Source organism: Yersinia aleksiciae (assembly GCF_001047675.1).
GTDB classification, from domain to species: Bacteria; Pseudomonadota; Gammaproteobacteria; order Enterobacterales; family Enterobacteriaceae; genus Yersinia; species Yersinia aleksiciae.
In genome coordinates, this window is record NZ_CP011975.1 from 2,840,377 (window position 1) to 2,853,030 (window position 12,654).

Genomic DNA, 12,654 nt, shown 5'->3' on the forward strand with positions numbered 1-12,654 from the left:
AGCCCAGAAGCAGATTCCATCATCATCTGATCCCGAGAGAAGCGCTCAGTTTTGCTGATTTTATATCACTTGTCTATGGCGATGCTATAGAGATGGCGGGGGGCATTTATTTGAAAAATATATCGGCAAATAATTAATCTACAAACTAGCCTTGTGCAAGATGATTATCCGGCGTAATAGTCGCAATGCAGTGATGCAGCTTGAGGGACGATAACTGGAGGAGCTGAAAAAGAGATGCGGTGACATCGGCGCGAGACCAATATTCACCGCACCAGAATTAATCGCGCAGATCAACCCGCTGATTATCAATCAGACGTGCTTTACCCAGCCAGGCTGCCATCAGAATCACCGCTTGTTTGCTCTCTACGGTCAGTGGTTGCAAGGTCTCGGCATCGCGGATAAACAGCTCATCCGGCGTAAAACCGGCGCTGCGTAACTGCTCAGCGGCGTCTGCCAGTAAATCATCAATCTGCCGTTCACCTAAGGTCAGCTTCTCGGCCAGTGCCTGCATTATCTTATTGAGCTGTGGCGCAATTTTGCGCTCTTCAGCCGTCAGATACCCATTGCGGGAACTCAGTGCCAGGCCATCTTTAGCGCGAACAATCGGGACGCCAACAATATTGATGTCATAGCCCATATCCGTCACCATTTTGCGGATCAGCGCTAACTGCTGATAATCTTTTTCGCCAAAGCAAGCGACATCTGGCTGAACCAAATTGAATAATTTGCTCACGATGGTCGATACGCCACGGAAATGACCGGGGCGGCTGGCGCCTTCCAAAATGGTCGACAGCGCAGGAACCTCAACGTAGGTCTGGCTTTCCAGCCCTGCGGGATAAATATCATCGGCTGCGGGGGCGAACACCAAATCAACGCCATGGCGGGTCAGCTTCTCGCAATCTTCCTGCAACGTGCGTGGGTAGTGGGCCAAATCATCCGGGCGCTCAAATTGCAGCGGATTGACAAAAATACTCACCACCACCACATCAGCGCGGGTTTTGGCATCTTCCACCAAGGTCATATGCCCCTCGTGCAGGTTGCCCATGGTCGGCACCAAGGCAACGCGCTTGCCTTCTTGACGCCAGCGGCGGATTTGCTGGCGCAATAATGGCAGGGTTTCGATTATCAGCATTATTTCCTCCGGTATACCCGTCATCTTTCAAGTTGCAGGTGTATTGGCTGCACTCGTTCACCCGAATCAATGACTGATGTAAGCTCATCGGGATGCGTTTACTTGCTGCCTACCTGCGACTCCAAGTTCTTTGGGGATAATTTTTCAATAATAATTTATTGGAATGTGTGCTCTTCGGCAGGGTAGCTGCCACTTTCAACTTCTTGAATATACAGCTTAATGGCAGCGCGAATGTCGCCTACACTTTGCGCTAAGAAGTTTTTGCTGAATTTTGGGGTATGGCCGCCAGTAATGCCCAGTGCATCATGCATAACCAGAATCTGGCCGTCGGTGACATTTCCCGCGCCAATACCAATCACCGGAATAGCCAACTCCTCGGTCACCCGTTTTGCCAACTCCACAGGGACACACTCCAGCACCAATAATTGCGCACCGGCAAGTTCAAGGGCCAACGCATCTTTAATGAGCTGATTCGCCGCGACTTCTTCTCGGCCCTGTACTTTGTAGCCACCAAAAATATTGACTGATTGTGGTGTGAGCCCCAAATGGGCGCAAACCGGAACTGCGCGCTCTACCAGCATGCGAACGGTGTCACACAACCAGCTACCGCCTTCCAGTTTGACCATATTGGCCCCGGCGCGCATCAGCTCTGCGGCGTTAGTGAATGTTTGCTCCGGCGTGGCATAACTCATAAACGGCATATCAGCCAATAACAGGCAGTGAGGCGCACCACGGCGCACGGCACGGGTATGGTAAGCCACATCCGCGACGGTCACCGGTAGCGTTGAGTCGAACCCTTGTAGCGTCATACCGAGCGAATCCCCCACCAGCAGCACCTCAATACCCTGCTCGGCGAATAACTGGGCAAAACTGGCATCATAGGCCGTCAGTGTGGCGAACTTACGCTTATCTTGTTTCCATTGGCGTAACTGGCTCATGGTGGTGGCTTTCATCGCGCTTTCTCCTGAAATAGGGTTTTAAAAAGGAAAGGAGATATCAGATAGGAATATGATTTGTAGCAGATTATCAGTGTTTAGCGCAGGTTACCAAGGCACCAAACCATTTTTATCCACTAAACTTAGTCGCGCCGATAAGGCTTCGCCATCGGGGAAAATCAGGTCGGGTGCGATATCGGCCAGCGGGTAGAGCATAAACTCGCGCTCTTTCAGCCCATAGTGCGGCACCGTCAGACGATCGGTTTTAATCACTTGATCGCCATACAACATAATATCCAGATCCAGAGTCCGTGGCCCCCAGCGCTGCTCTTTCCTCACCCGTCCCTGATTGCGCTCAATGGCTTGGGTGTGATCCAGCAGTTGCTCCGGTGGCAGCGACGTATCCAGTGCCACCACGGCATTGAGAAAATCAGGTTGATCCTGTGGGCCTAAGGGCTTGGTGCGATAAAAAGGCGAACAGGCCACCAACCGGGTGCGCGGCAAATGCTCCAGCGCTTCCAGTGCGGTTTTAACCTGTTGCAGTGGCATGGCCTGATTACTTCCCAGCGCGATATAGACCCGGATCATGGTGCGAATTATGCCCCTTCTTTACGTGGTAAAGGCTTACGCGGACGGCGAGGACGAGAGCGGCGTGGCGCCGGATCAGCTCCTAGCGTACTCAGCATATTTTTCTGCTGTAGCGGCGTCGCTTCCTGGAATTCGCTCCACCACTGCGTCAACCGCTGCAACTCATGGTTGTTTTCCACTTCCGCCCGTAGCGCGAGCAGATCATAAGCGGCGCGGAATTTCGGATGCTCCATCAACTTGTGCGCACGTTTACCCTGACGGCGCGACAGGCGCAATTGCAGCAACCAGATGTCCCGTACCAACGAGGTAATGCGCTTTGGAATCGCCAGCGAACGGCACTCTTCATCCAACACATCGTTCATCGCCAGCGCGAAAGCGTCGTAATACGCCAACCCACTTTCCTGCGTCAGTTTCTGCGCATGTTCGATCAACGGATACCAAAGCATAGCTGCAAATAAGAACGCGGGGTTGACCCGTTGGTCATTATGCAGACGATGATCGGTATTTTTTAGCACCTGAACCAGAATGCGCTCCATCGGCGAGTCATGCTGCTCAGTAAAATTACGGGCAATCAGCGGGAATAGTGGCTGGAACAGCTGGTATTCACACAGTTTTAAATAGGTTTTATAGCCATAACCCGATTGCAGCAGCTTGAGCGACTCTTCAAACAGACGTGCCGGTGGGATCTCGCGCAGCAATGAGGCCAGACGCGGGATCGGCTCAGCGGTTTCCGGGCTGATGGTCATATCCAGCTTGGCGGCGAAACGCACCGCGCGCAGCATTCGCACCGGATCTTCACGGTAGCGGGTTTCAGGATCACCAATCAGACGGATAATGCCCTCTTTCAGATCACGCAAGCCGCCGGTGTAGTCGCGCAGCGCAAAATCTGAAATGCCGTAGTAGAGGCTGTTAATGGTGAAATCGCGGCGTTGGGCGTCATCTTCGATGGTGCCGAAAATGTTGTCACGTAGCAGCATGCCATTCTGCGCCTGCTGGGAAGAATTTTTATCGCTATCTTCCGCCTGCTGTTGTTCGTGGTGACCACGGAAAGTCGCGACTTCAATGATTTCCGGGCCAAACATCACATGGGCCAGACGGAAACGGCGACCCACCAGGCGGCAGTTACGGAATAATTTCCGCACCTGTTCAGGAGTCGCGCTAGTGGTGATATCAAAATCTTTTGGTTTCTTGCCCAGCAGCAAGTCGCGAACACCGCCGCCAACCAGATAGGCTTCATAGCCTGATTTATTCAGGCGATAGAGTACCTTCAGCGCATTATCGCTGATCTCTCTACGGGAAATGTTGTGCTGATCTCGCGGAATAATCGTCATCGGACTCTGTTCCGAAGCAGGCACCGCATGATTCTTGCGGCCAGTATTTGTTCTGGCAGGCCTTCTCTCTTTGCGGGCCACGTTATCTTCACCGGGCACTTTATCTTTACGGGTACTGCTATCACGGGCCGTGTCGTCATGGACAGCCTTGCTATCGCGAGCTGATTTATCATCGCGAATCAGTACCTTACGGCAGAAATTGGCTACTCGGGTAAAAATGGTACACCTCGATAGTGGCTAATAAATAACAGAACTACAGAAAAACAGCGGCTAATCATAGCTCACCGTGCTTCCTTTGAGAATGCCGTTGTGTTTTCAGTGGCAGTTATCGCCCCCTGAAGTGGCGTTGTAGACGCCTGACGCTGGAATGGTTGTCAACGTCCAGTTTTCGACTGCAAAACGTAATAATAACGGTAAATCAAGATCTTGCCAGCATTCCGGCAAGGGTTGACGCAAAAACCTCAGTGCATCGACCAAAACGGGGCGCGGATCGCCGCCCGGCAGCGGTGGCGCATGGTTTTGTTTGGATAACTTATTACCCTGATGATTCAGCGCCAGTGGCAGATGCAAATAGCTGGGAACCGGTTGCTGCAACTGCTGGTAGAGGGCTATCTGGCGCACGGTTGGCTCAATCAAATCTGCCCCGCGCACAATTTCGGTCACCCCCTGAAATGCATCATCAACCACCACAGCCAGATTATAGGCGAACAGGCCATCTCGGCGGCGAATAATAAAATCTTCTCTCGCCAGCGCGGGCTCAGCATGCAGTTCACCGAGTAATTTATCATAAAAGGCATAAACCGTCTGAGTCTGTCGCAGACGAATGGCCGCGCCTTTGGCCGGCAAATGGCGCTCACGGCAATAACCGTCGTAGAAGCCGCCAATTTGCTGAATTCGGCTGCGTGTGCAGGTGCAGTAGTAGCTCAGCCCTTGTTGTTCTAGCCAGTCTAAGGTGGCGCGGTAGGCTTCATGGCGCTGTGATTGGTAGATAACAGGGCCGTCCCAATGGAGGCCATAATGGTCCAATGTGGCCAAAATACGTGCGGCAGCACCAGGGATTTCACGAGGGGGATCAATATCCTCAATGCGAACCAGCCAGCTCCCACCTTGAGCGTGGGCTTGCAGGTAACTGCCGAGTGCAGCAATGAGCGAACCGAAATGTAAATCGCCGGATGGAGAGGGCGCAAAACGGCCGACATACTGATTCTGCTTAGGATCGGGTTGCTGAGAACCAGACGACTGAGTATGGGTATCTTCGGACATAAAAAGGGAAGGGGAGTCCAGCGTGATAAATACGGTGCCGGAGGTGACTCTGGCACCGTGTTACACGTTATTGCTGTGTTAGCCTGCCATCTGCTTTTCGCGGATTTCGGCCAGGGTTTTACAGTCAATGCACAAATCTGCAGTTGGCCGTGCTTCCAGACGGCGAATGCCGATCTCTACGCCACAAGACTCGCAGAAACCGAAATCGTCATCCTCGACTTTTTTCAGCGTTTTCTCGATCTTTTTGATCAGTTTACGCTCACGGTCGCGGTTACGAAGTTCAAGACTAAACTCTTCTTCCTGCGCGGCACGGTCCACCGGATCTGGGAAGTTAGCAGCTTCGTCTTGCATGTGCGATACAGTACGATCTACTTCATCCCTGAGTTGGTTGCGCCATGCTTCAAGGATCAGCTTGAAGTGCAACAACTGGGCGGCATTCATATACTCTTCGCCGGGCTTCTCTTGGTACGGCTCTACCCCAGCGATGGCGAGAATGCTCAAGGACGAGGTTTTACGTTTTTGCCCTTCTTGCATGATGCTTCTCCTACATTCATACGCACTATCGAAATCCCCAAGACGGGGAAAAATCAGGCCGCTATAAATAACAGAAGGAAGGTAGGTTGGCAATTATTCCTGTCGCCTGCTTGACAATGGTGTGAAGGAAGGCGTATTTGGCGAGCCGCTCTATCCAATAATTGCTTCTTTATTCAGCGTTCTTGGTTACAGCGTTTCATCCAGTAATAACGGTAAACGGGCATCCAGCGCGATACCGTCAGGCGATAGTTGGAAACCGTAGCAAATAACCTCCACTCCTGCTTGCTGAGCCTGGGCCAGCAATTCTGCATAGCGATTGTCAATGTGTCGGGCCGCAGCGACTTGTCTGATGCCCGTATGCAATACGGCAAAAAAAAGTACCGCCCGGTGACCGTCGGCAACCATGCTTTGTAGCTCCCTGAGATGCTTCTGACCCCGCAGGGTGACAGCGTCCGGGAAATACCCACACTGTTGCTGTAATAAGGTAACCGACTTGACTTCAATATAGCAGTTAGACCTATTTTCTGCCTGCAATAACAAGTCTATACGGCTGTTCTCATCCCCATATTTAATCTCTCTTTTGACAGAAGTGTAACCAGATAATTCAACGATCTGATTATTATCTATCGCGGCACTCACTAACTCATTGGCACGCATCGTATTTACGCAGATCCAATCACCACTCTGGGTATGAGTCAGCTCCCAACTGTGGGGATACTTACGTTTCGGATTATCCGAGGTTGAATACCAAACCGTATCCCCAGGTGTGGCACAACCGGTCATCGCTCCGGTATTAGCGCAATGAATGGTTAATGATTCTCCGGCGGGCGTCACAATATCAGCTAAAAAGCGTTTATACCGCTGGATAAGTGTGGCCGGTTGTAACTTGGGGTTAAATGACAGTAACTTGGGGTTAAATGACAGTAACTTGGGTTTAACTGACAGCAGAGGGTTAATTGGCATCAAATCTCCTTTCACTGCCCGCCAGCGGCCAGCTCTGTACGATGTTATAACGGGTACGTCCGCGCGCGAAAACAGATTCGTACAATAAAAAATGGTCCGCCCGGAAGCTTTCATTATGGGTTTTAGCCGGTAACGCGACTGGACGCACCGCGCCACGCAGCAAGGTCACATGGGGATGAAATGGTAGCGGCGTTTGGTAACACCCACTGCGAGCGGCCTGAGAACGCAGCAATTGCGCTAACTGCAATAAGCCACGGGGCGGATTTTTGCAGCCGAGCCATATCACGCCAGAACCGGGCCAGTGGCCGATATCATCTAAAGTCACGTTAAAACCTGATTGGCTGATGCGGCCAGCTTGTTGCTGCAATATTTGCGCTTTGGCGGCACTCACCTCACCGAGAAATGCCAGCGTCAGGTGGAGGTTAGCGGCTGCAATGGGGCGTCCTGCCTCTGGCGGGAAGTTATCCGCTCGCCACTGCACAATATTTTGCTGGAGGGTCTCTGGCAGCGCCAGCGCGAAGAACAGGCGACGAAGGTGGGTTTCGCGGACTCTAGTTTTATCAACGGTATTAATCATCAGATTGGCATAATCACTCGGCTAAATACGCTATACGGTCATGATGTTACAATGGCTGACGATGAAAGTAGAGAGCATGGGGAAGAATGTGGTGGTGAGTCAGAGAGAAAGTGATGCAGCGATGGCCGCTTTACCGGTAGGTGAAGTGCTTAGCGAGATATTGTGCGCGTTGCAAAGCTCACCGCAAGTCTTGCTCCATGCTCCCACCGGTGCAGGGAAATCGACCTGGTTACCGCTGCAAATCCTGAAACATGGCGGATTGTCGGGCCGCATTATCATGCTGGAACCCCGACGGCTGGCGGCGAAAAATGTGGCCTACCGACTGGCGCAGCAGTTGGGTGAACAGCCGGGGCAGACGGTGGGTTATCGGATGCGGGCCGAAAGTAAAAGTGGGCCGGACACCCGTCTGGACGTGGTCACCGAGGGCATCCTAACGCGCATGCTGCAACAAGACGCCGAGCTAACGGGCGTCTCTTTGGTGATCCTCGATGAGTTTCATGAGCGCAGCTTGCAGGCTGATTTAGCGCTGGCGCTGTTGCTGGATGTGCAGCAGGGGCTACGCGATGATTTGAAACTGCTGATTATGTCGGCGACGCTGGATAACCAACGGCTTTCCGCGCTGCTGCCCGCCGCGCCAGCCATTGTCTCCGCGGGTCGCAGCTTCCCGGTCGAGCGCAGCTACCAACCGCTGTCGAGCCATGAGCGGCTGGAGGAGGGGGTCGCCCATCGGGTGAAGCGCTTACTGAATGAACAATCTGGCTCTTTGTTGCTGTTTTTACCCGGCGTCGGTGAGATTCATCGGGTGCTGGAGCGCTTGCAGGGTGAGGTCGCCAGCGACACGGATCTCTGCCCGTTGTACGGTGCACTGCCGCTGAATGAGCAGCAGCGAGCGATTCAACCCGCCCCCGCAGGGCGGCGCAAGGTGGTGCTGGCAACCAATATTGCCGAAACCAGCCTGACTATCGAAGGTATTCGGCTGGTGGTCGATAGCGGGTTGGAACGGGTAGCGCGCTTTGATGTCAAAAACGGTCTGACGCGGCTGGTGACTCAGCGCATCAGTCAGGCGTCGATGATTCAGCGCGCGGGCCGTGCCGGGCGGTTAGAACCGGGGATCTGCTGGCATCTGTTTGCCAAAGAGCAGGCCGAACGGGCGGCGGAATACAGTGAACCGGAGATCCTGAACAGTGATTTATGCAGCTTGTGGCTAGAGCTGCTGAACTGGGGATGTCAGGACGCGGCGCAGCTCACGTGGCTGGATCAACCGCCATCGGCAGCGCTGGCTGCCGCGCGCGATTTACTGCAGCGGCTAGGGGCGATCGATGCCTCCGGCCATCTGACCGGTACGGGGCGTGCCATGGCCAATTTGGGCTGCGAGCCGCGTCTGGCCGCCATGCTCTGTTTTGCCGCCGATCAAAACCCGGATGCATTAGCAACCGCAGCTCTGTTGGCGGCGATTTTGGAAGAGCCACCCCGCAGCGGTCAGATTGATCTGCACGACTGGCTGAGTCGCCCGCAGCCCCACTGGCAGCGGCGAGCAAGGCAACTGACTCAAAGAATCGGTGCGCGTGTGGGGGCTGTCGACAGCGATATCGCCGATCAATTATTGGCGCTGGCTTACCCCGATCGCATTGCGCAGCAGCGCGGGCAGGATGGGCGCTACCTGTTAGCGAACGGAATGGGGGCTGCAATGGCGCAAGATGAGGCGTTGTCACGTGCACCTTGGTTGGTGGCCGCCAGCTTGTTACAAAGCAATAGCGGGCCAGATGCGCGCATTTTACTGGCATTGCCCATTGATATCGAAAAGCTGGCGAAACAGCTGCCACGACTGGTGGAAGAGCGGACGGTCGTGGAGTGGGATGAGGCCAAAGGTACGCTACGAGCTTGGCGACGCTGGCAAATCGGGCGGCTGACCTTACGGGCGCAGCCATTGGCGAAACCGAGTGACGAGGCACTGCAATCGGCGTTGCTAAACTGGGTACGCGAGCAAGGGCTGCAAGTGCTGAATTGGGATGAGAGTGCTGAACAGCTCCGCACCCGATTGCAATGTGCCAGCCGCTGGTTACCGGAAGAGCAGTGGCCTGCGGTCGATGACGACACATTATTGGCTCTGCTTGAGCAATGGTTACTGCCGTCGTTATCCGGCGTGCGCGATCTCCGTGGGTTGCGGCAAGTGAATATTGTGGAGGCATTGACCCGGCTGTTGAACTGGCAGCTACGCCAACGGCTGGATACTGAGCTACCAACTCATTACACTGTGCCCACTGGCAGCCGCCTGCCAATCCGCTATTATAACGACCGGCCTCCGGTGCTGGCGGTGCGTTTGCAGGAGGTTTTTGGTGAGCAACACAGCCCGATGCTCGCCAGTGGGCGGGTAGCCGTGGTGCTTGAGCTGCTCTCTCCGGCCCATCGACCATTACAGATTACCGGTGATTTGGCCGCTTTCTGGCAGGGCGCGTATCGAGAAGTGCAAAAAGAGATGAAGGGGCGCTATCCCAAGCATGTTTGGCCGGATGATCCCGCCAATACTCGCCCGACCCGCAGAACCAAGAAGTATCAGGATAAATAATATCCCATGGCTAAGAGCCAATAATTTCAGATGTTTCCCCTTTCTATTAGCGAGATTGGGGAACACATTAAGCCGCAATAATCGCCAATGCGCGTGGAGAAAAAGACATGTCTGGGGATGATCGCGAGCCAATAGGGCGCAAGGGCAAGAAAGCCCAACCCAAAGCCGCACCGAAAAGGCCACTGCGCCGGCGGCGTGATGAAGATGAATACGAAGATGAAGACTATTTAGATGATGAAGAGCACGACGATGATGACTACGACGACGAGGAAGAACCGATGCCAAGAAAGGTAGCATCACGTCCACCCCGCAAAAAACGCCGCTGGCTCGGTTTATTTATTAAGCTGTTCTTGGTCGGCGCGGTGGTGTTAGCCATTTACGGGGTCTATCTTGATTCGCAAATCCGCAGCCGTATTGATGGCAAAGTGTGGCAACTGCCCGCTGCGGTGTATGGCCGCATGGTTAACCTCGAACCGGGCATGTCCTACAGCAAAAAAGAGATGGTCGATTTGCTGGAGGGGATGCAATACCGCCAAGTGACTCGTATGACCCGACCGGGCGAGTTCACCGTGCAAGGCGACAGCATTGATATCTTGCGCCGCCCGTTTGATTTCCCTGATGCGAAAGAGGGGCAAATTCGCGCGCGCTTAGTGTTTAGAGACGATCGGCTGGTGCAGATTCAAAACCTGGATAATCAGCGTGATTTCGGCTTCTTACGCCTCGATCCCAAGCTGATCACCATGTTGCAATCGCCGAATGGTGAGCAGCGCCTGTTTGTGCCACGTGCTGGTTTCCCTGATTTGCTGGTGGATACTTTGCTGGCAACGGAAGACCGTCATTTCTATGAGCATGACGGCATCAGCCCTTACTCCATTGGCCGCGCCATGCTAGCGAACCTGACCGCCGGTAAGGCGGTGCAGGGTGGCAGTACGCTGACGCAGCAACTGGTCAAAAACCTGTTTTTGACCAACGAGCGCTCATTGTGGCGTAAAGCCAATGAAGCCTATATGGCGCTGTTGGTGGACTACCGCTACAGCAAAGACCGGATTCTGGAACTCTATCTCAACGAAGTCTATCTCGGCCAGAGTGGCAGTGATCAGATCCGCGGCTTCCCGCTGGCGAGCCTCTATTACTTCGGGCGTCCGGTGAATGAACTGAGCCTCGACCAGCAAGCGATGCTGGTGGGGATGGTAAAAGGGGCCTCACTATATAACCCGTGGCGCAACCCGACATTGGCGCTTGAGCGGCGCAATCTGGTGCTGCGCCTGTTGCAGAATCAGGGCGTGATCGATGCAGAGCTTTACACCATGCTCAGCGCTCGGCCATTGGGTGTCCAGCCGAAAGGTGGGGTTATCACCCCTCAGCCTGCTTTTATGCAGATGGTGCGTCAGGAGCTGCAACAAAAACTGGGTGACAAGATTAACGATCTGTCCGGCGTGAAGATTTTCACCACGCTAGACCCGGTTTCGCAGGATGCGGCAGAAAAAGCTATCGAAGACGGCATTCCGGCCCTGAAAGCCGCGCGTCATTTGGATGATTTGGAAGCGGCAATGGTGATTGTCGATCGCTTCAGTGGTGAAGTTCGTGCCATGGTGGGTGGCGCACAGCCGCAATATGCCGGATTTAACCGCGCGATGCAGGCCCGCCGACTGGTGGGGTCACTCGCCAAGCCGCCGACCTATCTGACCGCCCTGAGTGAGCCCGATAAATTCCGCCTCAATACTTGGCTTGCGGATCAGCCACTGTCGATCAAACTGCCTAACGGCTCATTGTGGCAGCCAAAAAACTATGACCGTCAGTATCGTGGTCAGGTGATGTTGGTTGATGCACTGGCGAACTCGCTGAACGTACCCACGGTGAACTTGGGGATGTCGGTTGGGCTGGATCAAATCACCGCCATGCTGCAACGCTTGGGTATCCCGAAAGCGGTGATCAATCCGGTTCCGGCCATGTTGCTGGGGGCGATCGATTTGACGCCCGTTGAAGTGGCACAGGAGTACCAGACCATCGCCAGTGGCGGGAATCGTGCACCGTTATCAGCGGTGCGCTCGGTGATTGCCGAAGATGGCACTGTGTTGTATCAGAGCTTCCCGCAGGCGGAACGTATGGTGCCAGCGCAGGCCGCGTATCTGACACTTTACGCCATGCAGCAAGGGGTCGCCCGTGGGACATCCCGTTCGCTGTCAGTGAAATTCTCTAAATACAATCTGGCGGCTAAAACCGGTACCACCAACGACCTACGTGATAGCTGGTTTGCCGGTATCGATGGCAAGGAAGTGGCGATTGCCTGGGTCGGTCGCGACAATAACGGCCCAGCCAAACTGACTGGTGCCAATGGCGCACTGACCTTGTATCGCCGCTACCTGGAGAACCAAACGCCGCTGCCGCTGGTATTGCAGCCACCGGAAGGGATTAGCCAGATGAACATTGATTCGGCAGGTAACTTTGTCTGCGGTGATGGTGGCGGCATGCGCTCGATTCCGGTATGGACCGAGAACCCGCAAGGGCTGTGTCAGGCCGCAGCACCCACTGAACAGCCGAAAGCCGACGGTGACGGTGTCGCCGGTTGGATCAAAGATATGTTCGGTCAGTAACCTATCAGCCTGCTTACCAAGCCCCTTCGGTCTCACGCCCGAAGGGGCTTTTTTTTTTGCCTTTCGTCCGACTCAATCGGCTGGCTTAGCGCTTGCAGTCCGCCGTAAGTTACGCATAAACTACCTGCTTTGATAATTATTTCACTTTGATAACTATTATCGTTTAGATTT

9 protein-coding genes and 1 pseudogene are annotated in these 12,654 nt (G+C 54.1%); 2 read left to right on the plus strand and 8 right to left on the minus strand.

The genetic code is table 11. The annotated features are described in order from the left end of the window. Window positions 1–277: 277 nt before the first annotated feature. From panC to thpR, 8 genes and pseudogenes are all read right to left on the minus strand, one after another. The gene (gene panC / locus ACZ76_RS12720; protein WP_048619245.1) at window positions 278–1,132 is read right to left on the minus strand and encodes a pantoate--beta-alanine ligase; all 855 of its coding nucleotides are present in this window, start codon (window positions 1,130–1,132) and stop codon (window positions 278–280) included. A gap of 155 nt (window positions 1,133–1,287) precedes the next feature. Next, on the minus strand, window positions 1,288–2,085 hold the full coding sequence (panB, locus tag ACZ76_RS12725; protein WP_048619246.1) for a 3-methyl-2-oxobutanoate hydroxymethyltransferase: 798 nt from the start codon (window positions 2,083–2,085) through the stop codon (window positions 1,288–1,290). Between the two features lie 90 nt (window positions 2,086–2,175). Continuing rightward, window positions 2,176–2,655 (minus strand): 2-amino-4-hydroxy-6-hydroxymethyldihydropteridine diphosphokinase, encoded by a 480-nt coding sequence (gene folK, locus ACZ76_RS12730; protein WP_048619247.1) that lies wholly within the window; start codon window positions 2,653–2,655, stop codon window positions 2,176–2,178. 8 nt (window positions 2,656–2,663) lie between these two features. Beyond that, window positions 2,664–4,205: a polynucleotide adenylyltransferase PcnB gene (gene pcnB / locus ACZ76_RS12735; RefSeq protein ID WP_071840501.1), complete on the minus strand. Its 1,542-nt coding sequence runs from the start codon at window positions 4,203–4,205 to the stop codon at window positions 2,664–2,666. 62 nt (window positions 4,206–4,267) lie between these two features. Continuing rightward, a pseudogene (gluQRS, locus tag ACZ76_RS12740) lies at window positions 4,268–5,249 on the minus strand (tRNA glutamyl-Q(34) synthetase GluQRS). Window positions 5,250–5,327: 78 nt separating this feature from the next. Next, entirely contained in the window at window positions 5,328–5,783 is a 456-nt protein-coding gene (gene dksA / locus ACZ76_RS12745) for an RNA polymerase-binding protein DksA (RefSeq protein ID WP_004875059.1), read from the minus strand. Window positions 5,784–5,969: 186 nt separating this feature from the next. Continuing rightward, the gene (sfsA, locus tag ACZ76_RS12750; protein WP_048619250.1) at window positions 5,970–6,746 is read right to left on the minus strand and encodes a DNA/RNA nuclease SfsA; all 777 of its coding nucleotides are present in this window, start codon (window positions 6,744–6,746) and stop codon (window positions 5,970–5,972) included. Further along, window positions 6,736–7,323, minus strand: coding sequence for an RNA 2',3'-cyclic phosphodiesterase (gene thpR / locus ACZ76_RS12755; RefSeq protein WP_048619251.1), 588 nt, complete (start codon window positions 7,321–7,323; stop codon window positions 6,736–6,738). Before thpR ends, sfsA begins: the two co-directional genes overlap by 11 nt. Before the next feature lie 43 nt (window positions 7,324–7,366). Between thpR and hrpB the strand changes: the two genes are divergently transcribed. Next, complete coding sequence (hrpB, locus tag ACZ76_RS12760; protein WP_048620286.1) at window positions 7,367–9,889, plus strand: ATP-dependent helicase HrpB; 2,523 nt, start codon at window positions 7,367–7,369, stop codon at window positions 9,887–9,889. Window positions 9,890–9,996: 107 nt separating this feature from the next. Beyond that, window positions 9,997–12,483, plus strand: a complete 2,487-nt coding sequence (mrcB, locus tag ACZ76_RS12765; protein ID WP_048619252.1) for a bifunctional glycosyl transferase/transpeptidase — start codon at window positions 9,997–9,999, stop codon at window positions 12,481–12,483. Window positions 12,484–12,654: the final 171 nt, after the last annotated feature.